Source organism: Microbulbifer regidiadema (SeqCode), assembly GCF_052466995.1.
In genome coordinates this window covers 2,111,668-2,135,385 of sequence record NZ_CP174297.1, presented here as the reverse complement: position 1 = coordinate 2,135,385, position 23,718 = coordinate 2,111,668, and the positions used below count along the sequence as shown (strand labels likewise).

The window sequence follows — 23,718 nt, the reverse complement described above, 5'->3', positions numbered from 1 at the left end:
AGGTAGTACTACTGTAAGTTATAGCAGGTCTTACGAATTTTCTCGGCGAGTGCTTCTCGCTGCTAGACATCCAGCCCTCCGATATCAGAGAGCAGTATCTGGCGAGTCAGTAAACGAAGAATCCTGGGAAGTTTACCCTTTTGTAGATATAGGTATTTTACTAGAAGATAAGTCCCCTCGTCACTGCAATCTATGTAGTGACGAGGGGCGCGAAGCCACGTTATCTCTGGGTTACAGAATCTTTTCAGAAGTTATGAAAGAATTATGGGGGTATTTTTCTGAGGATTTAGCAATACTCTCTATTAACAGGCGTGACTACTGCGCATTCAGTAGTGCCCCGGCTCGGCTAGAGTCAACCCCAGCGCCCATGCAGTTTATGGGCTTCACTAACCAATAGAGGAGGAAATCAACGATATAAAACCAAGTAACGTAAAATTAAGTAACCGGAAGCGTTAAGACTTAACAGTACTGTATCCAACTGGAGACTGGTGCTGTTGGTAATAACCAATCTGGGTTTGAGGGAGTGGTGTCCCACGACGTTCGGCAACCTGTGTTGCCTCTCTATTAGTTGCAGCTAATGGACAGTCATAAACACTTACCAACTGCACTTACACCGTTTGTTTTGTAGTGTGTATAACCGTTCTGAACAGTGGCTTATTTTTCTTATCTTACGTTATCCACCGTTTTGAACAGTTGTTTGCCCGTTTCTAAGCAGTCATTGTCTGTTCAGAACGGTTGTCTGTCCGTTTAAACGGTCAGTTTGACGACACGAATCACTACTTAACGCAACAAGCCCAGCCTTAACACTCATGGTCAATTGAAACCGTTTTTACCGTTATAAAGTGGACACACCATAAACTTACTTATCGCTCTGAAAAGATGATTGCCGATTTACCCAGACACACTCGCAATAATTCTCGCCAAGATTGGTAACAACGAGGATTTGTCGTGAGGGACTTGAACTATCAGCTTAAAAATCTATGCGATCACAACAAAGACGGTAGTCAGACCACTAAGGCAGATCGTCATAAGAAACTGCAAATGATGGCTGATCATTTGTTTGAATTGGGCTTTCGGCGTATGAACGCCAATTCACTGAAGCCCAAACACGTCGATGCGCTTGTTGCACGTTACCTCAGTGAAGGGTTAAACGAAGGTACGATTAAAAATCGATTGGCGGCACTCCGTTGGTGGGCAGAAAAAGTCGGTAAACCGAATGTAGTTGCCAAAGACAATGCCTACTATGGTATTGAGTCTCGTGTATTTGTTACCAATGAATCAAAGGCGCGTGATCTTGATCGAGAACTGCTGAATAAGATCACCAGCGATCATGTACGCATGAGTCTGGAGCTACAAAAAGCCTTCGGTTTGAGACGTGAAGAATCCATCAAGTTTATTCCTGAGTATGCCGATCAAGGCAATCATATTCGTCTAAAAGCGACTTGGTGCAAAGGTGGCCGTGCAAGGACTATCCCAATCCGCAACGAATCACAACGTGAAGTATTAGATCGTGCCCGCTCATTGGCGGGACTAGGCTCGCTGATTCCTAGCCATTTGATGTACGTCGATCAAATGCGCATTTACGAATCTGAAACCAACAAAGTAGGCCTGCATAAAATGCACGGCTTACGTCATCGCTATGCTCAAGAACGCTATTACGAATTAACGGGTTGGCAAGCGCCAGCCTGCGGTGGCCCAACACGAGATGAGCTATCTGAAGAGAAACGCCTGGATGATAGAGTCGCCCGTTTAGCGATAACCCAAGAACTCGGTCATGGTCGTGAACAAGTCACGGCTGTTTATTTAGGTCGTTAGTTTCAAAGCAATACATTGCTCATTGAGCTTCGCCCAGGCCGCAAGGCCTTCCCACCCTCGCCGGGAGCAGGGGTTGCAGCGAGACTGCAACCCCACTGGAAAGGCTGAAGGTGATATGGGCATCAAGGACTACTCGGCTAAAGCCTGTGTTCCTCCTTGACACTGAATTCTCAACAGTGCAAACCCTGTCGCTATTGCAGTCTCAATAGTACCCGGCAGAGTTTCTGCCAAAACCAGGGTATAGCCACCCACCTCGGTGATTGGTTGTACCACCCCTACGGGAGAGAATATGTCCCGTGGGGTCATCTTTCTCTTCTTTACTCACTGTTAGGAGAAAGATGATGGAATACTTGGAAATGCGTGGAGAGGTAAAACTGAAAGACGATGCCGACTTGCCCGTTGTAAGCGAGGTTTTAAGTAAGCTTGTTGAAACCGAGTTCGTTGATGCTGGCTTTATCGATATTCGTCGTAAAGATCCGGTACTCAGTATTTATGCTGAAGGTACGATCTCTGAAAGTTACAGCCTCCGAGTGCAGTTGAGAAAGCTGCAAAATCAGTTGTCAGAGACATCTATGATTGGAGTCACCAGTGAACGATGGGAAACCCTCGTGGTACTGAAACACTCTGAGCCAGTATCGGCACTCAGTCTCGAACCTTATGACCTTCTGGTTGTTGCCCAGTAACCCCCGAAAAAGGCCTGACATTAATCAGGCCTTTTTCATTTTTACTGCCTTACATTTTTCTTTCTTTTCTCTCTGAAAGGTTTTCGCTCCAAATCACTCCCGCAGGTTCGTACCTTATCCATCGTCTTACGAATTGACCGGAGTGGTTTATGTCAGCAGCCAGCGTTATTCCAGCCTCAGTGCTTAGTCTTGTGCTTTTTTCGCCATCATTAGAAGCGGTGGATACAGATAACGTCGTAAAAGATAGTCGCTATGTGTCGGTTCAAATCGGCGCGACACCCGTGCAAAGCAATGTCTTGAAATCGGTGATTCGAGTTTCTATCCCCGACACAATCACCACAGTAGGTGCAGCATTGCAGTATCTGGTCGAACCCTACGGCTATCAGCTTGATGATGAAATTGAGACAGCGAAAAAATCTGATCTGTACGTGCTGTTAACTCGACCTCTACCAGCTCCACACTGAACGCTTGATGCTGTGACGCTACTAGAGGCTATGAGTGTATTAGGTGGTGAGAGTTTTGAGGTTGTTATCAACCCCGTACTTCGGACAATCAGCTATGACTTAAAACCTGATCAAAGTGAGTATGTGAGTGATACCGATAGACAAGTAGCAGAAGATCTTTGGCGTGAACGCAATGAGCCCGTATCAAGCTCTGGAGATATAGTGTAGTGGCATAGTAAATTTGGCCACCTGAGTTTGAGTGATATTATCACTTTCAATGAAGATCAGGTGGATAGATGACTAACTCAAAAAGAAGGTTCAACCCAGAATTCAAACTGGAAGCAGCGCAACTTGTTGTTGATCAAGGGTACACACTGAAGGCTGCATGTGAGGCCATGGGAGTCAGCAAGTCAACTATGGAATCTTGGGTGCGGAAGCTTCGTGCGGAGCGAGCGGGCAAGACGCCAACGGGCGGTGCCTTAACGCCGGAGCAGCGGCGCATACAGGAGCTGGAACGGAAACTGCGGTTAGTTGAGGAGGAGAAGGAAATCCTAAAAAAGGCTACAGCTCTCTTGATGTCGGACTCACTGAAAAATTCTCGATAGTCCAGCGGTTACAGGAGAGCCACCCTGTTCAACGCCTTTGCCTAGTATTTGATATTCATCGCAGTAGCTATCGGGCTTGGCGTAACAGGCCTACAGAGCCGACCCCAGAGGAACTGAAGCTCCAGGCACTGGTTAAAGCTGCATATAAGGCTAGTAACGGCTCTGCCGGAGCTCGCTCTATCGCAGAAATAGTGACACAAACTGGAGTACCTCTAAGTCGCTACAGGGCTGGTCGGCGAATGAAATTGCTGGGCTTGGAAAGCTCTCAACCTCCTTCGCATAGGTACAAGAAGGCGGAACAAGCACATCTGGATATCCCAAATCGGCTGAATCGAAAGTTTGACGTCGAAAGGCCAGATGCAGCCTGGGCTGGTGATATCACATATATTTGGGTGGGAGCCTGCTGGGCCTACCTAGCGGTAGTGCTGGATTTGTTTGCACGAAAACCCGTAGGCTGGGCATTGTCACTATCTCCAGATGCGAGCCTGGTAAAGAAGGCGTTAACAATGGCTTATGAATCTCGAGGAGAGCCGGAAGGAGTAATGTTTCACTCAGACCAGGGTTGCCAGTACACAAGCCAGAGTTTCCAGCAGCTGCTGTGGCGTTACCACATGAAGCAGAGCCTGAGTCGTCGTGGCAACTGCTGGGATAACGCACCAACTGAACGCTTTTTCAGGAGCTTAAAGGGGGAGTGGGTACCGGAAGTAGGCTATTCAAGTTTGCCTTCGGCAAAACAGGCAATCAACGATTATATTATTGGCTACTACAGCCAAGTTCGGCCACATCAGCACAACGACGGCTTGCCACCAAATATGGCAGAAGAAAAATTTCGAAATGCTCAAAAGAGGGTGGCCAAAAATACTTGACCACTACATAGACATTTCAGCAATTGCTGTATTGGGTTATGGCCCGGCGATACGCTTAGCCATATCGTGTTGCAATTGGATTTCCCTGATCTGACCTTAGATCAAGCTTTAGTCCATGCTTATCGCTCCAACCCTCATGCCTTTGCCAATGGCAATATGAATCACCTATTGATTGGTGTGCATCTGAGTATGTCGTCAATCGTTGATGAGGTGTTATTTCCTGCTGAGGCAAGCCGGCTCGTGGACGACCATTACAGCCGTTGGTTGCAGCAGGTGCAGCCATGAGATTTTTTACGGTAATTATATTCTTGGCTGTGTCTGACGGCGCTATAGCGAACAATTCCAGTAGTACGGAGAGCGCACAAACAAAAGTTTCCCAAACACCTATCGTGCAGACCCCTGACGCCGAAACGCTTGCAGGGTACTGGTCACTCGACGCGAAGGAGTATCAGCGTTACCAAGCATTAATGCGCGGGCCACTGGGTCATTGGAGCCCGACGATTGATCCGCTATTGGCGCTGGGTATGTTTGCTACATCGCCTACTCAGCAGAAACGTTATGCGGAGCTGTATGCTAGGCAGGAATTTGAACTGACTGAACGTACCTTACGTTTTCAGCAGGCGTATCGGGCAGCTTTTCAGCGTCTGTATCCGAATGTGGATACCGTTGATCAGCGCTTGCTTGCACCGTATCAATTACACCAGCAGCAAAAAGAATCGGCCAAAGCTGCACGCTGGCTGGCCAAAAAACAATTTCAGGACGGTGATCGTGTGATGGTCTTTGTGCCAGCAAAATGTGATCACTGTACTTCACTTATACCCCGGTTAATGAGCCTGGTCTCAGGAACCCGGAACGCAGGTATCGACGTGTATGTTCGCAACGCATCCGACGATAAGGCGGTTCGGGCTTGGGCTCAGGCTCACCATATTCGCACGGCGCAGGTGAATGGCAACACGCTAACGCTTAACCGCAACGAAGGCTTGTTGCAGCGCCTACAACATCGAACCGCAGAAAGCCGATCCACTAAGCATCATTCTGCGGTCGTGCCGATTTTTCTAAAGAGAAACGATCAATTCTTTCAGCTACGCGAAGAGGACTTGGGGCTATGACTATCAGTGCCATTCGACCGTTCATTGTGGGTGCTACGTTGATGCAATCTATCTCCGCAACAGCGTTAGATGATCTACCGATAGCGTATGTGGTTGTCGCCAAGGCCACCGATGTTCCGGCTGATATTTTATACGCCGTTGCCTTGGCAGAAAGTGGGCGCAGCTATAACGGCCAGCTATTGCCGTGGACGCTGAACATTGAGGGGCAGAGCTTTTATTGCGAGACACAGAGTGAAGCCGTGGTTATCGCGTCAGAAGCCATCCACCGAAAACAACTGGTTGATCTGGGGGTTACTCAGGTCAACTGGTATTGGCACCAGCAACGTTTTAACCGCGTTGATGATGCCTTAGTCCCGATGTTGAACCTAAGAGCGGGCGCGGCAATTTTGCGCGAGCAATACGAGGTTAGCGGTGATTGGTGGACAGCCGTAGGCCGATACCATGATCCCGGTCAGGATGATGAGTCGTTAGCGAGTGCAGAGCAGTATCGTCAACGGGTGCAGCGCCTTTGGGGAGGGACGTTTTAAATGAAGCGTTTGATTCTCGCACTCTGCCTATGCTACGGACAGCTCACTCAGGCGGTTCAGTCACTGACTGTGATTTATGATTCCGGCGATACCTTACCGATAGCACAGTATCTACCTAAGCGTTCTGAACCTCAACCCAAACAATCCGCGCTTCCCTCGAAGCATAAAGCTTTTCAGCTACCGATTGAGACGCCTTCCATGTCACCTGGGAGAGTGAGCGCGACGGAAAGGACACTTAAGTATTTGCAACAACCGCTATTTCTGATCGGTGCCGATAAGCAATCCAAAGCCTGGCTGCAAGCGAGGCGTGATCAGCTCGTCGAACTTAATGCCATAGGATTACTGGTACAAGTCGATACCCTCGAAGAGATTAAAGCGATAAAGGCCTTAGCCAACGGCCTGCGACTCATGCCAGCGTCAGCCGAGAGCTTTGCAAAACCGCTCGCGCTGAAACATTACCCAGTGTTGATATCCAAGGATGGCTGGGAGCAATGAGTGACCGCTATGAGGTGGAGGTTTTACTGAGGCCACCCGTGGAATTGGCCTCGTCCCCCGTCTCGCTCTGTGCAGCGGGTATTGTCCTCAAAGCGCCACAAACCCTAATGATGCCGCCCAGTGTGGCGGTCGTCAGTGCCGGTTGCTTAGGTGTGTTGGGTATTTGGCGAGGTCGCCAGGCGTGGCGGGTATTAACCTACCAGCGCCACCTTCGCCGAAGCCCTCGCTACACCATGTCCTCGACACAAATCCCCGTGAGTCGAGCGGTCTTGTTTTTGGGGAGGGGGTTTCGCTGGACACAAACTCACACCGAGCGCTTGTAAGCCGGCCTTAAGCCTATCGAAAAAGCCCCGCAATTGCGGGGCTTTTTTTGCCTTGGGGAAAGTGATTTACTAAAGGTAGTTTCTTTCAAGGTGTCTATTGACGTGGTTGAGAGCACTTACTACCTAGGCAGCAGCAAACAATACAGTCGACTCTTGAAAAAATGATTTCACAAGATTTCTATTTTTCTTGATGCTCTGCAAATCTGCATTTGCACGACTCAGTAGTGTCTCACCTTTTTTCAGCGGCTTCTTTGAGGTCCCTATATTTCTCATATGATTCCAGACCAATTCATCTGGATTTAGGTCTGGTGCATATGGCGGTAAGAACACCATTTCAAGCTTTCCATCCTGTGAATCGACATACTCCAATACCTTTTTCGATTTGTGTACTGGGTGCCCATCAACAATGAGAATCACTGGCCTTTTCTGACTTCTCTGGAAATTTTTGAAACATTCTACGCACTTTTCTGCCGTGAACTTTCCGCTATAAATATGATACCAGAAGCCACCTCTGTTCGATAAAGCTGAGATCGCATTGATTGACTGTCTTTGACCACTCGTTTTTACCACTGGAGTTTTTCCTTTTTCTCCCCATGTCCTTTGGAGTGGATCGTCTGATCTGATACTAGCCTCGTCCAGCCAAAAAATTTCTGCCCCAGTTTTTTTCGCATAAGATTTAATCTTTGGGTAAACTTCCTTTACCCATTTATTCACCGCCTTCTCATCTCTCTCATAAGCTCTTCGTAGAGGCTTTTGTGGCGTCAGGCCCAGTCGATGTAGAAGTGTGCCGACACTAGAAACGCTAAGTTCAATCTTGAATCTCTCAAAAATCAAATCCGATACGACCTGACGTGTCCACAATCCGAAGTCAAAGCCATATTGCCTTGGATCGCCACCAATAATCCATCGCTTGACTTCCTCTTCTTCAATGGCTGACAGTTTTCTACCGCGTCCAGGTCTAATTTTTGGAGATAGCGCTTCAATACCTTTCTCACGAGCAGTCCTTAACCATGGAAAAATAGTTCTGCTCCTCAGCCCTAAACTACGACTAACCTCCGCCGCAGATTCTCCATCAAATACTCGCTGAACAGCAATTTTACGTATGAGGTGCTGCTCCTCAGTACTAAGTTTTCTGGCATCGTATTTCATGCAGCTTATATTACCAGAGTGTACGGATTATTTCTGTCCCGCTAGTAGCTGCTGGAACTTGGTGTGATACAGGGAAGCAACAACATCGAGTGGAGCGGGGCTGGCAGGTGATGGTGAATTGAATAGCAAGCATAGAATGAACTCGGTGAGGAAATATGGATATCTACGAAATGGTCGAGTCGAGAGGCCTACAGTACCTGAGTGTGCGAAAATTCTGGGATTTGAGTTGATAAGTTATTCAGAGGCTCCCTAAACTCAATTTGTTCGCCCAGCTAAAGTGGGGCCACTTGAGGGGATTGGCAGAGTTGTATATAGAGGTGGAACTGTCTGCTTTCTGGAAGGAGAGCTTCTTCAAGAGGGGAAACTTATTGCGAGGGCAACGGCGACTACCTTGATAAAAGAGAAATTATCGTAATTTCTTGATGGACCCTGTGCTATTTGCGCAGCTGGCAGTCGTCGGAGTGTATCTGAATTACCGCGTTTAAAGGTTAGAAAAAAATCTGGAATCCCCGTGAAAGATTCCAGATTTTTAGCTGTAAGTACCGGTCAATTTCGAAATTACTGTAGGATTATTCCAGTATTGCCTGTTGTGGTCAACTCCAACCGGACACCTCTTTAAGCACATTTCTCAAATTCGATAGGGGTTACATCCCCCAATGTTGTGTGTATTCTGCGTGAGTTGTAATAAGCAATATAGGCTCTCACATCTGCTGTCGCGTCCACCCTTGTTTCATAGAGATTTCCCGTTAGCCAATCTCGCTTCAGGCTGCTAAAAAACCGTTCTGTTGGTGCGTTGTCCCAGCAATTTCCTTTACGGCTCATTGAACATACCATTCCATGCTCCTTCAGCAACGCCTGATAGGTATGGCTGGCATACTGACTGCCTCGATCAGAGTGGTGTAGAAGGCCTTGCGGTGGTGTGCGTAAATTGACAGCCATCATCAGCGCACGACTCGCCAAAGCTGTTTCCATCTGGCGATCCAGGTGCCAACCAACTATCCGGCGTGAATAGAGATCAATCACTATCGCCAAGTACAACCATCCCTGTAGCGTCCAGATGTATGTAATATCCGTAGCCCAAACTTGATTTTTAGCACTCGGCGAAAAATCCCTATTCAGAAGGTTCTCTGCAATGGGCAGTTGGTGTTTGCTATCTGTCGTCAACGTAAAACGCTTCTTGCGTTTTACTGCCAAACCTAGCTTTTTCATTAGCTTTCGGACTCGATAGCGCCCAATTTTAAAGCCTTCTCTGCGTAATAGCTTCATTAGTCGGCGGCTTCCCAAGCTCTGTCGAGATTCTGCAAATAAGGCCTTCAAGCGATGGCATAGTTGCCATGTTTGGCTATCTATTGAGCTATCACTGCGATGGCACCAATCGTAATAGCTGCTCTTTTTTACCTGCATTGCTCGGCAAAGCATCCTAACTGGAAAGCTACTTTTCTGCTCTTTGATAAAGCTGTACTTTACTTCATTTCTTTCGCAAAGAAGGCGCTGGCCTTTTTTAGGATTTCCTTTTCCATCCGCAAGCGTTTGTTTTCACGTCGCAACCGATCCAATTCAGCGCGCTCGCCTGTATCCAATCTTACTCCGCTCTCTTCCTGCTTCAGCTCCTTTACCCAGCGTCGCAAGTTATTAGCAGTGGTTCCTACAGCCTCTGCGGCCTTAGAAATCGAATAGCCTTGTTCAGAGACAAGAGCTACAGCGTCTTTCTTGAACTCCGGCTTGAATTGCCGGCGTGTACCTTTTGTTGTCATACGTCACCTCACTTGGTAGTTTTACCATCTTAGCGAAGTGTCCGGAAGTATTAGACCACTACAGCCTGTACCTAATTGGGTTGCGGAAGCGGTTTGGAAGTCATTGAATTGCGTGGTGTCGGCAGTGTTCATATCCCCGTTCTGGGTGATAGAAATATTAGATGACATTAGATCCATCTGTAATACCGTCAGCGAATTTTGCGTGCCAGTCTGTAGCGCAGTTACGCTGCTGGCGTCTACCAATGTATCTTGCGCTATATCTGCGCTGTTATCCGTGCCTGACTGAGCGATATTAATAAAGCTGTTGCTGATAAGGCCATCCTGTTCAGTATCCGCCATATTATTCGTGCCAACTTGACTGATGGTAATAGTACTGAATGAAATCAAGCCATCTATTTGCGTAATTTGTGCGTTATTGCTGTCTCCAGATTGGCCCACAATAGCGCTGGATGAATCGATCAGGAAATTCTGGTCGATACTGGCGAAATTCATACTGCCAGCTTGTGTAACCGTGGCCGCTGTTGAAGAAACCTCTTCCTCTTGAACCACTTCAGTATCATTCATATCACCGGTCTGCGAGATAATAATTGAGCTGAGGGAAACCAAATCCGTTTGCTCTGCGGTTGCGCTATTATCCGTGTTGTATTGGTGAATAGCGATAGTGCTGTCGGTAACCTCACTAGTTTGATCGGCCTCGACATCATTATTCATACCGGACTGAACAATCGTGATGGTACTAAAAGAAATTTCAGTGCTCTGAATTATATTCGCATCATTAGATGAGCCAAGCTGATTGACAGCGCTGACTGCTGAAGAAACTGTATTGAACTGGTCCATATCTACGGTGTTGTCATCGCCAACCTGATTGACGACCATGCTGCTGGAGGAGATCGTAAACACTTGCTGTGCGTATACCTCGTTTATATCACCATCTTGGTTAAGAATGATTACGCTGGAGTCTATGCTATCCATCTGATCCAGCTCAGCGGTATTTAATAATCCCACCTGGCTGGAAGTAACAGTGCTGGTCGCAATCTGGTTTCGTTGCCTGGAATCAAAGTCATTATCCTCCCCCGATTGATTCACTATAATGGAGCTATTTTCGATGGTCTCATCCTGCATAGTTCCCACCGTGTTCAGATCTCCCACTTGAGTCACTAGGGTCTGGCTGAGAGTAACCTCTGTCTCTTGGATAGAAAGAGCGGCATTTGAGTCGCCGCTCTGGTTTATAGTGATTTCTGAGGACTCTATATCGTCTGTCTGAATGGATTCGGCTTCATTCATATCCCCCTGCTGGTTAATCAGTAGGGTGCCGTTGTTGGTAATAGCTTCCTGTGCAGAAAGTGCTTCATTATTATCATCAATTTGTATGTGTGTGATCGTGCTGTTGGTAGTGCTGGTTACCTGTTCAGCCCCTGAGAGATTGCCGCTGCCTTCTTGGGTCACAATTATGTAGTTTCCACTAACTGTAGGGTCAGACTGGTCAGTTAGGGCCGTGTTTAGGGTACCCTGCTGGGATATGTCACTGACATTATTGTCTGCGACAGCAGCACAGTGTATTGCTGCTAAAGGAGTTATTCGGAGGCGCCTTAAATATTCCATTATGGAAATTTTAAATCTACCATTCCAAGTGCTGACCCAGGTAAAAATGGGGGCAGCAACAATGGATTGGTGGCATCGCTTCCATCTCTAAAGGTTCTCAGGGTGAGGTATATTGACGTTAGTTTGCAGGTGATAATGAACTGCTGAATATTTAGAACTATTCTCAAGTTGCTGCGTATAAGCGGGTCAATTACTCTTGGTAAGCATCAACTATAAATGGGCGTGTAGCTATAAGAAGGAAGTTTAGAAAAGCTAGTAAAGAAGTTTGGAGGGAAATTATTGCCCTGTCACTAAATAGAGTGCTCTTAATGTCCCTTGCCTACCCGGCGGCCTTATCATTAGCTAGGCAGGAAAATCTAATAGAGCGCTAGCGGAAATTGGCCGCTATTTCTTGCCAGTCTAAAGGCCCCTTGGTCGCAACACTTTAGCGCTCCTTTCGCTAAAATCAGCTTGAGAGGCTGGTCAGTCTATCTAGTAAGAAAAGACTTATTTAATCAGGAGCTTTCTGGGTTGTTCTGTAGAGGGGCTTTTAACGTCCTTTGGAATAAGCTTGCTCTCAGTACCTAATAGATAGCTGGGGGGAGAAATTTGTCCTACGTAATAAGAAGTATTTGTCCGGGCTCACACTATTTTCTTCTATTGCTTTAGTCGTACCCTCTCCACAGGCCCATACGGAAAGACTGCTTGATGCCACATTTCTTAGCGGTGCGGAGGAGAGTCCATAAATCCTGCACAAGCGCTGCCTAATAGAATACTACCTGGGGCACTTTGAGTTTGGTGGCTGTTACCGAGATGGCGATCATACATTTGCGCTGGTGCTGCGTAACAACCTCCGCTCTGACAACTACGGTGCAGTAGAGTTGATGTGGGGCTTGACGGTTGTCGATATTAGGCGCGGCTCGCCGCGATCTACTTATCGAAGGCAGGCTGGTGATGAGCAGTGATGAATTTTCCAGGGCCAAGACGCTCTCCAAGAAAAGTGAGCTGATTGAATATCACCGCCATTTTTCACATGATGAATATAAACAATTGCAGTAGGGGCTGGCTGCGGGAAATATGGATGAGAAGTGAGGTGGCTATTTTATGCTGGGCGCTTTTATCTTTATCGAAGTTGGACAGGTGTCTGTGTTTATGAAATTGATTTGGTGAAGAAGGGCGGTTACTCTACAGGAAATACTCGGCTTAATAGGGGTTTGAGCCAATATCGAGAGACTGATAATCTCTATGATGTATTGCTATTGAATTTCTTAGTCTCAAGCCTGATTCTGGGAGGGGTAGGGCCTTTTTCAAGGCGTTTAGCTAATAAGGTTCCTGATGAGTTTGTGCGGCACTCGGTTGCTGTGGCTGGCGTTACAGAGGTGGGCATAGGAAAGAAGCTTTAGTGTAATGGTAGATCAATATACATTCAGTTGATCAAGTGCGACTCACAGATCGTAAGAGGTGGTATGAGGGAAACAGATAAGTACTATTTTTTCTGGAAGCATCAATTTGGGCAGTGGACCAAAAGAGATATTACTGATCCAGATGGCGTTAAGTTTAATTGCTGTGAACAGTATATGATGTATAAGAAAGCGATACTGTTCGGTGATTTAAAGATTTCAGAAAGAATTCTTTTGGAGGCTGATCCAGAGGTTCAGCAGCGGCTGGGACGAGATGTTGCTGGGTACAATTCCAGTGTTTGGAATCTTCATAAGGTTGGTATTGTTTGGTACGGTAATTACTTAAAGTTTACTCAGCATATTGATTTGGCCGAACGGTTAATAGATACCGGTGATAAGATTTTGGCGGAGGCCTCCCCTTATGATCTTGTTTGGGGGGGTAGGTTGGAGTTCTGACTCCGATGAAATTCTGGATGAGGCTAATTGGCGGGGGCAAAATTTACTGGGTAAAATCCTTATGTCCGTACGCTCTTCAATCAACTTGACGCTGGAATTTTAATGCAGTTTCAGGTGTCAATTTAAAGTCAACAATTTTTAGGTGGGGCCTATGAAGTTAGATATAAATGATGAGGTTTTTAAGTGCTTGGGGCTTGGTGAAAGGGAGATTTTGGAGGTTTTGGCTGTATCTTTGTATAAGTTGGAACGGATAAATGGTGTTCAAGGTGGGAAGATGCTAGGTTCTTCAGAGGTGGAATTTCATGGATTATTGAAAAAGTATGGGCAGTTTGTTAATTATGATGAAGGGGATTTGAAGGAGGATCTTGATAATTTGAAGGATTTTTAAGTGGGAAATTCAGGGGTTGTGGGTGATGCGATTGTGATAATCTATTTTCTATTCAATCAAAGTGATATTGCTAACTGTGATAATGCCAGATTCCAATTTTGAAATGGGTGTGCCCAGCCCTAGGCGGCTTTCAGTATGCCGGTATAAAAAGTATTGAAAAATTATTCTCCATTTGTGCTCAAGTATGTATGGCCAGTGCAGGGAGCTAGTGAGGTGCGAATAGTAAAACCGCTTTCAGAAAAGCAGCGATCCTAATGTGGTAATTTCAGCTCTGAATATATAAGTGATAAGTGCAGGCTGTTATTGCTAAGTTAATGTGCTATAAAGTTGAGGCAGATAGTGTGCAGGGTGGAGGGCTTCGAGCGGGTATCGTTGTTTGGATTTCTTTAGGGTTTTGTAATAGGTTCTAGAAGAGAGATAAAGTCTGTGATGGAATATGGATATCTATGAAAAGGTTAAGTCTGGGGACCTGCCTATACCTGAAGGTGCGCAAACTCTGGGATTTGAGCTGATAAACTATTCACGTGAAACAATGGAAATGAAAGCTCGCTTTTATGCCGGAGAGTCGTTTTTAAACCCTGCCGGAACAATACAGGGTGGATTTCTATGTGCAATGCTCGACGATGTAATGGGGGCGGCACTTGTTTTTTCGCTATCAGTTGGTCAGTTTGCTCCAACATTGGAGCTGAAAACGCAATTTATTCGCCCCGCCATGATCGGTTCAGTTGAGGGCATTGGAAGAGTTGTTTCTAAAGGGGCAGCCGTTTGCTATCTGGAGGGTGAGCTTTATCAAAAAAATAAGTTGATTGCCCGGGCGACGGCTACCGCTTTGATAAAAGAGCAGTCATCATAATAATGGAATTAAGGCTATTTAAGATGATTTCCTTGAAATAGTCGTGTCGGATTTGGCGTTATGGGCGTAAAAAAGATAATTTTTAGGCTCTGAGGGGGCAGGTTGCTGAATGTTGGCTCTGTCTTTTTATAGGGAGGTAAATATGATAAATAAAGTTACTCTATTTTTTGTGCTTCTTGTTGGTTTTGTTCCACTTGGCTATTCAGAGTCAAAGGTGGCGTTGGTGGGGCAGTTAGATGGGCATGTTCGAGAGTATGTTGATAGAGAAAATTTTCAAGGTGTAATCCTTATTGCAAAAGATGATGAAGTCTTTTTTAAAGCAGCGTATGGCTATGCAGACTTGTCTAACGAAAACAGAAATACAACTGACAAGAAATTCTTGATTGGTTCGTTGGCAAAATCTATAACTGCGGTTGCAGTCATGAAGTTGGTTGAGCAAAAGAAGCTCAATTTACATGCGCCTATCATAGAGTATATTCCAAATTTAAAGCGTGAGCTTGCAGATGGCCTAACTTTACATCTGTTGATGAAGCACCAGTCGGGATTGCCTCAGCATCTGGAAAGATTGGTCAGTTTTGAATATAAAGATGTAACCTCTGATGAAATATTGGCAATAATAAATAAATCTCGGCGGTCTTTTACTCCTGGTTCTCAATATCAATACTCAAACCTAAACTATCACTTGGCGGCTATTGCCATTGAAAATGTCACAGGGAAAAGTTATGCGCAAGCCACTAAAGATTTAATCTTTGCACCGCTAAACATGAACGATACGGGTGTAGAAAGACTGAGCAACACGCCAGGTAATAGAGCAAATGGCTATCGGAAAAATCTCTTTGGAATTGGGTGGGATGAAAATATAGTTTCATATGCACTGGGCTCTGGAGATGTGTACTCAACTGTTGAGGATCTCTATATTTGGCAGCAGTCACTATACGACACAGGTTTCTTATCTAAAGCAAGCAGAGATAAATTGTTTTCTGGGGAGGGTGAATCTTTTGGCAACTATGGCTATGGCTTCAGAATCCGAGAGTATCAGCGCAGTAAGTCAGAGGATGATTATGGAACTCTTATACGTCACGGGGGCTCAATGGATGGGTTTTTGTCAAATTTCCACCGTTATACGGAAGATAATATTACGATTATTGTGCTGGCCAATATTCGCCCCTTCCCAATAAGAGATTTAACTTTTGAGTTAAAGGAAATTGTTTTAGGGGCTAAAGGGTTGGAAAGAAGTCGGGCTCTTAGAGAGTAGTCAGTTCTTACCTAAAGAACTTCTGAATAATTCTGCAAGGGCCTTGAAGACTACAGATGTTAGGCGCAGGTCACCGTGAGTGGCCGCGATCTACTTATCAATAGTGACATGATTGGATAGCCACTTGGCACCATCGGATTCTTGGGTGGCGCCTTCTGATCATATACTGGCCTCAAGATTCATACTTGAGAGACAGACTAATGGAAACGGCACTCATTACCGGAGCTTCCGGGGGGATTGGTCTTGAACTGGCCAGAATACACGCGGCTAAAGGCGGCAACTTGGTTTTGGTCGCGCGATCTGAAGGGAAGCTCTTAGCGCTGAAACAGCAGCTGGAGAGGGAGTTTGGTATCCAGGCCATGGTTATTGCTGAAGACCTTTCTGACCCACTGTCCGCACAGAGAGTGTTTGCATGTACCCAGCGCGAGGGCATAGAGGTGGATATCCTGATCAACAATGCGGGCTTTGGTGGTCACGGTCTTTTCCATCAGCGAGCTTTGGAAGCTGAGCAGGGTATGATGCAGGTGAATATGGTTTCCCTCACCAATCTTACCCATCTGTATATCAAAGGTATGGTTGGCCGCAATAGCGGGCGTATCCTCAATGTTTCATCCAGCGTTTCTTTTCTCCCCGGCCCTTTACAAGCGGTTTACTATGCCACTAAAGCCTATGTCACTTCCTTTAGCCAGGCGTTAGCGGAAGAGTTGCAGGGGACCGGCGTAACAGTCACCGCCTTGTGTCCCGGCGCCGTAGCCACAGGGTTTGTGGCAGCTGGCGATCTTCAGGGGGTGGATATCTGGAAAAATGCCCGTTCAGCGGAGTCCGTTGCCCGTTGCGGTTACCTGGCTATGGAGCGCGGGGACTTGGTCGCCTTTAATGAGATGCGCCTTAAAGTATTTCTCAATTGGATAATGCCGTTGCTGCCCCGTAGAATGGTGCTGAAGTTTTCCCGTCAGACAATGGAAAAGTCTTGATCGCAAGTGGACCTAGTAATGATCAAACGCGCTGCTAAATTTTCGGTACCTCCCAGTTGGAAGTTGATATTGCACGATATGAATATCGATTCAGCCCTGGCTCTAGCTTATGCGGGGCTGCCTGCGGATTTATTGCAGCGAGACTCTGTGACACTTACACCGGTGGAGTACTTCCGCTTTTGGTGTGGTATTGATTGGGCTTCAACGGATAGACCGCTACCGCTGCTCTTGGCAGAGCACCTTACCGCTGAGTCTTTTGATCCGCCGGTATTTGCGAGCTTGTGCAGTGCCAACCTAAATCAGGCATTACTGCGCATACAGCAGTACAAGCCCTTGATTGGCCCAATGGAATTACATTTGGATATTACCGAAGAGTATACAAAGCTCAATTTAGAGTGCTATGGCAGTGATGGAAATATCCCCGCCGCTCTGGGTTTGAGTGAGTTAATCTTTTATATCCGTTTAGCGCGGTTGGGAACCCGGGAAAAAATCCAGCCGCTGGAATTGGCGTTACCACAGTTACCGGAAGATCAAGCGCCTTATAGGGAGTTTTTGGGTTGCTCACTGAAACAGTCGGATCGGGTAAGAATTTGTTTCGCGGCGCAAGATGCCCAAAAACCCTTCCTGACTGCCAATGTATCTATGTGGGATTTTTTTGAAGGTCAATTGAGCCAGCAGCTAAAAGACCTGAAGAGTGAAGCCACCATGGGAGAGCGGGTCGGCTCTGTGTTGATGGAGTTATTGCCAGCTGGCGAGAGTTCAATCGACGCTGTCTCTGAGCGTCTGGCGATCAGTAAGAGAACCTTGCAGCGCAAACTGGGCGAGGAGGAGCAGACCTTTCAAACGGTGTTGCAGGGGGTGAGATCAAATTTAGCCGATCACTACCTGGCCAAGTCGAGCCTTCACCTGGGGGAGATTTCCTTTCTGCTGGGTTTTAAGGAGCCCAACTCCTTTATTCGGGCCTACCGGGGTTGGAAAGGAATGACACCGCTACAATACCGGGACTCCATTCACTAAGGAGTCCTTAAACGGTGTGCGGCGGTTTTAAATTAATCGGCTTTCCCCGTAACGCTTTGCGGATAAAACGGGTTGCCATAGTAAGGGGTAAATATCCCCTGCGAATCAATTTTCGCTTAATTGGCTGGCCAGTCAGCAATAATAATCCCATTATCGGGATTGACCTCTAATGCCCTTAGCTCTCCGCCATAGATTGCCCGGACTTTCCAGCGCCCGCCGACAAACTCGATCTCGGTGATAGGATTAAATCCCAGACCGTGCAGTATTGCTTTAATCGTAGATAAATCTAGGGCGATGACCGAGGGCTCTGCACCATAGACGTCGGGGCTGTCGTAGATGGGAGCGGGTGCATTGGGGTTGAGACCGGGGGGGATGGGATTGGTAAGGTTGCCAACTAAAGCTATGGCGGTAAGAAAAATCATCTACGGCTCCCAACTGCTAACAAGCCATAGTGATAGTTTGGACCAGGGATTATCGCAGCGCCAGTGCAGCGCAGTAATTTTGGCTTGATCAGGGAGCTGCTGTAGCGGTGCATAGTCCGGTAACAGAGGTTACCGGACTGCTATGATGTGGGGGCTTAGGACATCAGCGAGTGAGCTTTAGCATAAAATTGATAACACGCTCTGCGACTTTGCCATAAGGGGGACGCAGTAATTTCAGTAGATCAATGGGTCCCTGGTAAAAAATGGGGCGCAGTTTAGAAAACGTTAGAAATCCCTCGTAACCGTGGTAATGCCCCATACCACTTTCACCTACACCACCAAATGGAATATCGTGCTGGCCAACGTGCAGCACACAATTATTTACAGAGACGCCCCCAGACATCACTTTATCGATATACAAATCTTGTAGGGTTTTATCGTGGGTATAGGGATAAATGGCCAGTGGCCTCGGCCGGGCATTAATATATTCGATAACCTCGTCCGGTTTGGAGTAGGTGATAATCGGTAATAGAGGGCCAAAAATTTCCCGTTGCATTGCCAGCATATCACTATCCACATTGATAAGGATATGCGGGGGGAATTTACGCTGTTTATTCTCCCTGTCCAGTTTGCCCGCACTCAAATCGATCGCTTTGGCGCCTTTGGCCTTGGCATCATCCAGCGTTGCCCAGAGCCGTTGATAAGCGTTGTCATCGATAATGGAGGTGTAATCCTGGTTGTTGAAATTGGGGTAACGCTTTTGCACACAGAGTTTGGCCTGCTCGATAAACGTTTCAAGGTGCTCTTCGGGTAAAAAGAGATAATCCACATTGACACAGATCTGCCCGGCGTTGACTAATTTCCAGCAAATCAGTTGCTCGGCCGCTTTTTGGATGGGGTAATCCGGCGCGACAATGGCCGGCGATTTTCCGCCGAGCTCCAGGGTGACGGGCGTTAGATTTTCTGCGGCGGAGCGCATTACTGCGCGACCGGTATTACTGGAGCCGGTAAAGATCAGGTGGTCAAACTTAAGGCTGGAAAACAGCGGGCCTATTTCATCGGTATCGGCAATAAAAACAAGTTTTTCCTCGGGGAAATACTGCTGGCTAATGCTCCTGAGTAATTTGGCCAGGTGCTTGGAATTGGTGGACATCTTGACCATCGCCTGGTTGCCCGCAGCGAAAATACTGGTCAGCGGTGAGAAGCTTAAGTTTACCGGGAAGTTCCACGGTACTATGACGCCAATTATCCCCAGGGGCTGTGGGATAACCCGATTCTTGGACAGCGGGTAGGACTTAAAATCTGTATGTCGACGGCTGGGCTTCATCCATTTCTTTAGGCGCTTGATAGTCTCTTTAATTCCGGAGAGAGCTGGGTAAATATCATAGAGCAGTATTTCTTCCCGGGCGCGACTGCCGTAGTCGTTAATGATTGCCTGGATAATGGCTTCCTGCTGATCGCGCAGGAGCTGTGCAAGGGTTTTAAGATCCTGGATACGCTGTGGGTAGTTGGGGGCTGGGTTGGCCAGGTAGGCGCGGCGTTGATTGTCGTAATAGCTTTGCAGTACGGCTTTGTCTGCATCCTGCCGAGTCAGGGTTTGTGTTGTCATTTTATTATCCTGTGGCGTTGACCCCAGCAAGACTAAACGAAATTGCTGCGGAGTGGTTGACCAATCCCGTCAGGGACTTATCCAATTCGGTAAATCCCTTTGATGTCTGGAGAGCAAATTTTATCCGGGGGATGGTCGAGTTTGTTTTGCCAGGGCATTTATGGCGCAGATTACATCAATATATGAGAAGTGAATCGATTTTGGGGTCGGCTGTATCCACCGGCCGGACTGGGAGGGAGCTGCAAGCGTCAATCGCTATCGGGCTTTTCCGATAAAATCTCGGCAGAGTTTGGGTCTACCAGCAGCTGGTACTTCTGGCCCGTCTTGAAGGCTGCTACCTTCCACTTGCCCTTGTCCAGATCCACCTCAACGATTGGGGTATAGCCCCGCTGTTCCAATTTGGTTAACACAGTGGAGAGGGCCATAGCGCCGGGTGGGGGCTTTTCATCGGCGAGTGCGCAGGGTGCTGCTGTGGCGGCGATAATGGCCAGCAACAGCTTGCGAATAGGTTGCATGGTGCAATTACCTCGCTGTTCTGTGAAACAAATCCCCCTTTAGTCGGGTGCTCTGATGCCTATCTATTTATCGCTATCTCAGTGGGGGGGGGACAGAGTTTGTTACTCGGGGCTAGCGCTGTCCTGGCTAAGACGTTTTTGGATAGCCTCACACCAGGCCATTCCCCCGGGTTGTAAGCCCTCGGTGTTTGCGCCGCTGAGTTGGCTGATAGCCGAGAACCACTCCCCGCTGCCGGTAGCGGGCATTCCGGAGGGGTACAGCTCGGCCATAGCTCGGCTGTGTTGCGCAAGGATCTGCTGCTGAACTTGGGTAAACCACTGGGGGGTGCAGATGATCGCAGTGTCGACCTCCCCCAAGTTGTCGGGAGGGGCGATAGGCTCTTTCATTGCACGGGTGGCCGCCGCATCGGCGGGAGGGGGTGCAGGTGCCTTGGAATCTCTGGGACCCTCGCAACCACAGAGGGCGAGAAGCAGTACTATTGAAGGGCCAAAGCGATACATAGGGCCTCTAATCGGTGTGAGTTTCAAGTCCAAGCATAGGAGGAAATTCGCGACTCTGCTCTGGCGTTGGAGTCATATGTATTTTTATTGACATTGCGATTAAATCAAATGAGAATACTTCTCGTTTAAAATGAGGGTGATCAACGATAATGTCTACCAGAGCTCTATTGCAAAAAGTGCTGGCTGTGGCCGGTCTGCTGGGTACTGTGGGTGCCAATGCGGCCGAGCAGGTCAATATTTACTCCTACCGACAGCCTTTCCTGATAGAGCCAATCTTGAAGGAATTCACCGAGACAACCGGCATTGAGGCCAAGGTGGTCTACGCCAGTAAAGGCTTGAACGAGCGCTTGCAGAGGGAAGGGCGCAACAGCCCCGCCGACCTGGTGCTGACCTCCAATACCAGCAGCCTGATGGACCTGCTGAACAAGCAGCTGACACAACCGGTAAACAGTGAGATTCTGCAAGACAATATCCCGGCGCAATTTCGCGATAAGGACGGCAACTGGTTTGGTCTGACAACCCGTGCGCGCTTGATTTACGCCTCTAAAGATCGAGTCAAGCCCGGTGAAATTACCCGCTACGAAGATCTGGTGGACCCCAAATGGAAGGGCCGAATCTGTACTCGCAGTGGCAAGCATCCCTACACCCTGTCCCTGATCGCCTCAATGATCACTCATCACGGTGAAGCGGAGACCAAAGAGTGGTTGCAAGGCGTAAAAGCGAACTTGGCGCGCAAGCCCCAGGGCAATGATCGCGCCCAAGTAAAAGCTATCAGCGAGGGTGTCTGTGACCTCTCCCTGGGCAACAGCTACTACTTCGGCAAAATGATTACCAATACCGAGCAGCCGGAGCAGGTGGATTGGGCTAAATCAGTAAACCTGGTCTTCCCCAACCAGCAGGATCGCGGGACCCATATGTTTATTTCCGGCGCGGCGCTGACCAAGCACGCTCCCAACCGCGACAACGCCGTTAAGCTGCTGGAATTCCTCAGTGGTGCCGAGGCGCAATACACATACGCCGAGAAAAACTTTGAGTTCCCGGTACGCCCTGGCACCGCCCGCTCTGCGTTGATTAAAAAATACATGGGTGAGTTTAAAGAGGATGACCTGGGCCTCACGGAAATCGGCTCGCAAGTTCCGGCGGCTTCCCGTCTGGTGGATGAAGTGCGCTTTGATTTTTAAAATGGTTAACTAGAGGGAATCGCTGCCCGGTATAGCGGTAGCCGCTTTTCTACAGCCTTATTCGAGCGGCCCTGTCGAGAGACCTGGGCCGTTCTTTTATAATGAGCTTTTGATTTCTGTACTCATGCTAAACCGAGCGAATTTCTCAGCTTCCCGCTGGCTGCTACTGGTAGCCACGATTTCCCTACTGGTAGCCCTGCCAGTGCTGTCCATTTTCTGGTTGGCATTTTTCCCAGAAGAAAATATCTGGCCGCACCTGCTGGATACGGTGCTGTTTCACTATGTGTCTGCCACATTGATTTTGGCCGCAGGTGTGGGCTTGGCCACCCTGATAGCTGGGGTGGGCAGTGCCTGGTTGGTGAGCATGTGTCAGTTTCCCGGGCGTCGTTTTTTTGAGTGGGCCCTGTTACTGCCGTTTGCCGTACCCGCCTACGTGATTGCTTACGTCTATACGGATCTGCTGGAGTACGCGGGCCCGCTACAAAAGTCTCTGCGCACCTGGTTTGGTTGGCAGACGGCCAGGGATTACTGGTTTCCGGAGATCCGCAGTATGGGCGGGGCTATTGCCATGCTGTCACTGGTACTCTTCCCCTACGTCTATATGCTCGCGCGCGCGGCCTTTCTTGAGCAGTGCGGCAGCATACGCGCCGCCAGTCGATCTTTGGGCTGCTCGCCCTGGCAGAGCTTTTTGCGGGTATCTTTGCCGATGGCGCGCCCGGCGATTGCTGTGGGCCTGTCCCTGGTGCTGATGGAAACCCTGAATGACTTCGGGACCGTCGATTTCTTTGCCGTGCGCACCTTAAGTGTCGGAATCTACGATACCTGGCTGAGTCGGGGTAATTTAGGGGGCGCGGCACAAATTGCCTGTAGCACTCTGATTTTTGTTGTTCTGTTAATTGCGCTGGAGCGCATTGGGCGAGCGCGGCAAAAGCACTTTGTGCAGTCGCCAGATTCTCAGCGTGAACGCTACTTGTTGCGCGGCTGGCGGGCTGCTATAGCACTGCTGTTTTGCGCATTGCTATTCGTCGGTGGCTTCCTTATTCCCTTACTGGTTCTGGGGGGATATGCGCTCAGTAACTTTTCCAGCTATTGGAGTGAAGATTTCTTGCAGATCGCCAGTAATAGTTTGTTGCTGTCTACAGCTGCGGCACTGGTCTCGGTATTGCTGGGTTTATTGCTGGCCTACGGTAAGCGGCTGCAACCGCAAAAGCCTGTGCAGCTGTTAGTGGGCTTTTCCAAGCTGGGTTATGCCATGCCCGGGGCGGTAATGGCGATTGGCGTCCTGATTCCCCTGGCTGCTTTTGATAATGCCGTCGACCACTTTTTACGCGAGCACTTCGATATCTCCGTGGGGCTCCTGCTAAGCGGTAGTATTTTTGCCATTATTTTTGCCTACACCGTGCGCTTCCTGGCGGTATCTACAGGAGCAATTGAGTCCAGCCTGGAGAAGGTCACCCCGTCTATGGATAGGGCTGCCCGCTCACTAGGGCGCAATAGCTGGCAAACCCTATGGGCTGTGCATTTTCCCCTGGTGCGCACCGGCCTGCTGACCGGTGGTTTGGTGGTCTTTGTGGACTGCATGAAAGAACTACCGGCTACTTTACTGCTGCGCCCCTTCGGTTTTGACACTCTGGCAACCTATGTTTACCAGTTTGCTTCCGATGAGATGCTGGAGCGCTCGGCCCTGGGAGCATTATTAATTGTGCTGGTGGGGTTAATTCCGGTGATTGTGTTGAGCCGTTCCATTGGCTGGCGCAGAGGAGCGGAGCGCACAGCAGCGCCCCAATCCAGCTAACT

At 48.2% G+C, this 23,718-nt stretch carries 26 protein-coding genes and 1 pseudogene; 20 read left to right on the top strand and 7 right to left on the bottom strand.

Features of this window, described 5'->3' with window-relative positions:
- Positions 1 to 948: 948 nt before the first annotated feature.
- The 9 genes from ACJJIK_RS09315 (at position 949) to ACJJIK_RS09275 (ending at position 6,866) form a co-directional block, all read left to right on the top strand.
- Positions 949 to 1,815, top strand: a complete 867-nt coding sequence (locus ACJJIK_RS09315; RefSeq protein WP_444944853.1) for a phage integrase N-terminal domain-containing protein — start codon at positions 949 to 951, stop codon at positions 1,813 to 1,815.
- 341 nt (positions 1,816 to 2,156) lie between these two features.
- Complete coding sequence (locus tag ACJJIK_RS09310; RefSeq protein ID WP_444944852.1) at positions 2,157 to 2,498, top strand: hypothetical protein; 342 nt, start codon at positions 2,157 to 2,159, stop codon at positions 2,496 to 2,498.
- Between the two features lie 149 nt (positions 2,499 to 2,647).
- Positions 2,648 to 2,962 (top strand): hypothetical protein, encoded by a 315-nt coding sequence (locus ACJJIK_RS09305; RefSeq protein ID WP_444944851.1) that lies wholly within the window; start codon positions 2,648 to 2,650, stop codon positions 2,960 to 2,962.
- A 275-nt stretch (positions 2,963 to 3,237) separates the two neighbouring features.
- Positions 3,238 to 4,412, top strand: a protein-coding gene (locus ACJJIK_RS09300) for an IS3 family transposase (protein WP_444944850.1) whose coding sequence is annotated in 2 segments (ribosomal slippage) — positions 3,238 to 3,493 and positions 3,493 to 4,412 — 1,176 coding nt in all. Because the reading frame shifts where the segments join, the coding sequence is not laid out codon by codon here.
- A 66-nt stretch (positions 4,413 to 4,478) separates the two neighbouring features.
- A complete protein-coding gene (locus ACJJIK_RS09295) occupies positions 4,479 to 4,697 on the top strand; it encodes a hypothetical protein (RefSeq protein WP_444944849.1) in 219 nt (72 codons plus the stop codon).
- Positions 4,694 to 5,521 carry a TIGR03759 family integrating conjugative element protein gene (locus ACJJIK_RS09290; protein WP_444944848.1) on the top strand — a complete coding sequence of 276 codons (828 nt, stop codon included), beginning with the start codon at positions 4,694 to 4,696 and terminating at the stop codon, positions 5,519 to 5,521. Before ACJJIK_RS09295 ends, ACJJIK_RS09290 begins: the two co-directional genes overlap by 4 nt.
- Positions 5,522 to 5,562: 41 nt before the next feature.
- Positions 5,563 to 6,048, top strand: coding sequence for a hypothetical protein (locus ACJJIK_RS09285; protein ID WP_444944847.1), 486 nt, complete (start codon positions 5,563 to 5,565; stop codon positions 6,046 to 6,048).
- Entirely contained in the window at positions 6,049 to 6,543 is a 495-nt protein-coding gene (locus ACJJIK_RS09280; protein WP_444944846.1) for an integrating conjugative element protein, read from the top strand.
- Positions 6,540 to 6,866 (top strand): hypothetical protein, encoded by a 327-nt coding sequence (locus tag ACJJIK_RS09275; protein ID WP_444944845.1) that lies wholly within the window; start codon positions 6,540 to 6,542, stop codon positions 6,864 to 6,866. Before ACJJIK_RS09280 ends, ACJJIK_RS09275 begins: the two co-directional genes overlap by 4 nt.
- Positions 6,867 to 6,989: 123 nt before the next feature.
- Here ACJJIK_RS09275 and ACJJIK_RS09270 read toward each other — a convergent pair whose 3' ends face one another.
- Positions 6,990 to 8,015, bottom strand: coding sequence for an IS630 family transposase (locus tag ACJJIK_RS09270; RefSeq protein WP_444944844.1), 1,026 nt, complete (start codon positions 8,013 to 8,015; stop codon positions 6,990 to 6,992).
- Between the two features lie 268 nt (positions 8,016 to 8,283).
- Between ACJJIK_RS09270 and ACJJIK_RS09265 the strand changes: the two are divergent.
- Positions 8,284 to 8,430, top strand: a pseudogene (locus tag ACJJIK_RS09265) (phenylacetic acid degradation protein); the annotation flags it as partial.
- A 200-nt stretch (positions 8,431 to 8,630) separates the two neighbouring features.
- On the opposite strand, the gene ACJJIK_RS09260 reads toward ACJJIK_RS09265, so the two are convergent.
- Both ACJJIK_RS09260 and ACJJIK_RS09255 read right to left on the bottom strand, forming a co-directional pair.
- Positions 8,631 to 9,769, bottom strand: a protein-coding gene (locus ACJJIK_RS09260) for an IS3 family transposase (protein ID WP_444944843.1) whose coding sequence is annotated in 2 segments (ribosomal slippage) — positions 8,631 to 9,520 and positions 9,520 to 9,769 — 1,140 coding nt in all. Because the reading frame shifts where the segments join, the coding sequence is not laid out codon by codon here.
- Between the two features lie 21 nt (positions 9,770 to 9,790).
- Complete coding sequence (locus ACJJIK_RS09255) at positions 9,791 to 11,215, bottom strand: hypothetical protein (RefSeq protein ID WP_444944842.1); 1,425 nt, start codon at positions 11,213 to 11,215, stop codon at positions 9,791 to 9,793.
- Between the two features lie 881 nt (positions 11,216 to 12,096).
- Between ACJJIK_RS09255 and ACJJIK_RS09250 the strand changes: the two genes are divergently transcribed.
- The 8 genes from ACJJIK_RS09250 (at position 12,097) to ACJJIK_RS09215 (ending at position 17,693) form a co-directional block, all read left to right on the top strand.
- Positions 12,097 to 12,315 carry a phospholipase A gene (locus ACJJIK_RS09250; RefSeq protein WP_444945050.1) on the top strand — a complete coding sequence of 73 codons (219 nt, stop codon included), beginning with the start codon at positions 12,097 to 12,099 and terminating at the stop codon, positions 12,313 to 12,315.
- Positions 12,251 to 12,409, top strand: coding sequence for a hypothetical protein (locus ACJJIK_RS09245; protein ID WP_444944841.1), 159 nt, complete (start codon positions 12,251 to 12,253; stop codon positions 12,407 to 12,409). The genes ACJJIK_RS09250 and ACJJIK_RS09245 overlap by 65 nt, the downstream gene beginning before the upstream one ends.
- Before the next feature lie 407 nt (positions 12,410 to 12,816).
- Positions 12,817 to 13,206, top strand: a complete 390-nt coding sequence (locus tag ACJJIK_RS09240; protein ID WP_444944840.1) for an NADAR family protein — start codon at positions 12,817 to 12,819, stop codon at positions 13,204 to 13,206.
- Positions 13,207 to 13,357: 151 nt separating this feature from the next.
- On the top strand, positions 13,358 to 13,594 hold the full coding sequence (locus ACJJIK_RS09235) for a UPF0175 family protein (protein WP_444944839.1): 237 nt from the start codon (positions 13,358 to 13,360) through the stop codon (positions 13,592 to 13,594).
- Positions 13,595 to 14,030: 436 nt separating this feature from the next.
- Positions 14,031 to 14,447 carry a PaaI family thioesterase gene (locus ACJJIK_RS09230; protein WP_444944838.1) on the top strand — a complete coding sequence of 139 codons (417 nt, stop codon included), beginning with the start codon at positions 14,031 to 14,033 and terminating at the stop codon, positions 14,445 to 14,447.
- Between the two features lie 142 nt (positions 14,448 to 14,589).
- Positions 14,590 to 15,702, top strand: coding sequence for a serine hydrolase domain-containing protein (locus ACJJIK_RS09225; RefSeq protein ID WP_444944837.1), 1,113 nt, complete (start codon positions 14,590 to 14,592; stop codon positions 15,700 to 15,702).
- Positions 15,703 to 15,902: 200 nt separating this feature from the next.
- Positions 15,903 to 16,676, top strand: coding sequence for an SDR family NAD(P)-dependent oxidoreductase (locus ACJJIK_RS09220; RefSeq protein WP_444944836.1), 774 nt, complete (start codon positions 15,903 to 15,905; stop codon positions 16,674 to 16,676).
- Between the two features lie 18 nt (positions 16,677 to 16,694).
- Positions 16,695 to 17,693 (top strand): AraC family transcriptional regulator ligand-binding domain-containing protein, encoded by a 999-nt coding sequence (locus ACJJIK_RS09215; RefSeq protein ID WP_444944835.1) that lies wholly within the window; start codon positions 16,695 to 16,697, stop codon positions 17,691 to 17,693.
- 116 nt (positions 17,694 to 17,809) lie between these two features.
- Here the strand turns inward: ACJJIK_RS09215 and ACJJIK_RS09210 are convergent, their stop codons facing one another.
- From ACJJIK_RS09210 to ACJJIK_RS09195, 4 genes are all read right to left on the bottom strand, one after another.
- Positions 17,810 to 18,115 carry a hypothetical protein gene (locus ACJJIK_RS09210; RefSeq protein ID WP_444931969.1) on the bottom strand — a complete coding sequence of 102 codons (306 nt, stop codon included), beginning with the start codon at positions 18,113 to 18,115 and terminating at the stop codon, positions 17,810 to 17,812.
- Between the two features lie 163 nt (positions 18,116 to 18,278).
- A complete protein-coding gene (locus tag ACJJIK_RS09205) occupies positions 18,279 to 19,724 on the bottom strand; it encodes a coniferyl aldehyde dehydrogenase (RefSeq protein ID WP_444931968.1) in 1,446 nt (481 codons plus the stop codon).
- A gap of 248 nt (positions 19,725 to 19,972) precedes the next feature.
- Positions 19,973 to 20,239: a PepSY domain-containing protein gene (locus ACJJIK_RS09200; protein WP_444931967.1), complete on the bottom strand. Its 267-nt coding sequence runs from the start codon at positions 20,237 to 20,239 to the stop codon at positions 19,973 to 19,975.
- Between the two features lie 102 nt (positions 20,240 to 20,341).
- Positions 20,342 to 20,740: a hypothetical protein gene (locus ACJJIK_RS09195; protein WP_444931966.1), complete on the bottom strand. Its 399-nt coding sequence runs from the start codon at positions 20,738 to 20,740 to the stop codon at positions 20,342 to 20,344.
- 149 nt (positions 20,741 to 20,889) lie between these two features.
- Between ACJJIK_RS09195 and ACJJIK_RS09190 the strand changes: the two genes are divergently transcribed.
- Together ACJJIK_RS09190 and ACJJIK_RS09185 are read left to right on the top strand one after the other, a co-directional pair.
- Complete coding sequence (locus ACJJIK_RS09190; protein WP_444944834.1) at positions 20,890 to 21,921, top strand: Fe(3+) ABC transporter substrate-binding protein; 1,032 nt, start codon at positions 20,890 to 20,892, stop codon at positions 21,919 to 21,921.
- Positions 21,922 to 22,045: 124 nt separating this feature from the next.
- Complete coding sequence (locus ACJJIK_RS09185; RefSeq protein ID WP_444944833.1) at positions 22,046 to 23,716, top strand: ABC transporter permease; 1,671 nt, start codon at positions 22,046 to 22,048, stop codon at positions 23,714 to 23,716.
- The last annotated feature ends 2 nt before the right edge of the window (positions 23,717 to 23,718 follow it).

What these genes read in the sequence shown, in the direction of transcription:
- ACJJIK_RS09210 (WP_444931969.1), bottom strand. Translation starts at nt 18,115, where the DNA reads ATGATTTTTCTTACCGCCATAGCTTTAGTTGGCAACCTTACCAATCCC.
- ACJJIK_RS09220 (WP_444944836.1), top strand. Translation starts at nt 15,903, where the DNA reads ATGGAAACGGCACTCATTACCGGAGCTTCCGGGGGGATTGGTCTTGAA.
- ACJJIK_RS09310 (WP_444944852.1), top strand. Translation starts at nt 2,157, where the DNA reads ATGGAATACTTGGAAATGCGTGGAGAGGTAAAACTGAAAGACGATGCC.
- ACJJIK_RS09285 (WP_444944847.1), top strand. Translation starts at nt 5,563, where the DNA reads ATGCAATCTATCTCCGCAACAGCGTTAGATGATCTACCGATAGCGTAT.
- ACJJIK_RS09275 (WP_444944845.1), top strand. Translation starts at nt 6,540, where the DNA reads ATGAGTGACCGCTATGAGGTGGAGGTTTTACTGAGGCCACCCGTGGAA.
- ACJJIK_RS09305 (WP_444944851.1), top strand. Translation starts at nt 2,648, where the DNA reads ATGTCAGCAGCCAGCGTTATTCCAGCCTCAGTGCTTAGTCTTGTGCTT.
- ACJJIK_RS09230 (WP_444944838.1), top strand. Translation starts at nt 14,031, where the DNA reads ATGGATATCTATGAAAAGGTTAAGTCTGGGGACCTGCCTATACCTGAA.
- ACJJIK_RS09200 (WP_444931967.1), bottom strand. Translation starts at nt 20,239, where the DNA reads ATGCAACCTATTCGCAAGCTGTTGCTGGCCATTATCGCCGCCACAGCA.
- ACJJIK_RS09195 (WP_444931966.1), bottom strand. Translation starts at nt 20,740, where the DNA reads ATGTATCGCTTTGGCCCTTCAATAGTACTGCTTCTCGCCCTCTGTGGT.
- ACJJIK_RS09190 (WP_444944834.1), top strand. Translation starts at nt 20,890, where the DNA reads ATGTCTACCAGAGCTCTATTGCAAAAAGTGCTGGCTGTGGCCGGTCTG.
- ACJJIK_RS09225 (WP_444944837.1), top strand. Translation starts at nt 14,590, where the DNA reads ATGATAAATAAAGTTACTCTATTTTTTGTGCTTCTTGTTGGTTTTGTT.
- ACJJIK_RS09290 (WP_444944848.1), top strand. Translation starts at nt 4,694, where the DNA reads ATGAGATTTTTTACGGTAATTATATTCTTGGCTGTGTCTGACGGCGCT.
- ACJJIK_RS09185 (WP_444944833.1), top strand. Translation starts at nt 22,046, where the DNA reads ATGCTAAACCGAGCGAATTTCTCAGCTTCCCGCTGGCTGCTACTGGTA.
- ACJJIK_RS09235 (WP_444944839.1), top strand. Translation starts at nt 13,358, where the DNA reads ATGAAGTTAGATATAAATGATGAGGTTTTTAAGTGCTTGGGGCTTGGT.
- ACJJIK_RS09240 (WP_444944840.1), top strand. Translation starts at nt 12,817, where the DNA reads ATGAGGGAAACAGATAAGTACTATTTTTTCTGGAAGCATCAATTTGGG.
- ACJJIK_RS09205 (WP_444931968.1), bottom strand. Translation starts at nt 19,724, where the DNA reads ATGACAACACAAACCCTGACTCGGCAGGATGCAGACAAAGCCGTACTG.
- ACJJIK_RS09215 (WP_444944835.1), top strand. Translation starts at nt 16,695, where the DNA reads ATGATCAAACGCGCTGCTAAATTTTCGGTACCTCCCAGTTGGAAGTTG.
- ACJJIK_RS09280 (WP_444944846.1), top strand. Translation starts at nt 6,049, where the DNA reads ATGAAGCGTTTGATTCTCGCACTCTGCCTATGCTACGGACAGCTCACT.
- ACJJIK_RS09270 (WP_444944844.1), bottom strand. Translation starts at nt 8,015, where the DNA reads ATGAAATACGATGCCAGAAAACTTAGTACTGAGGAGCAGCACCTCATA.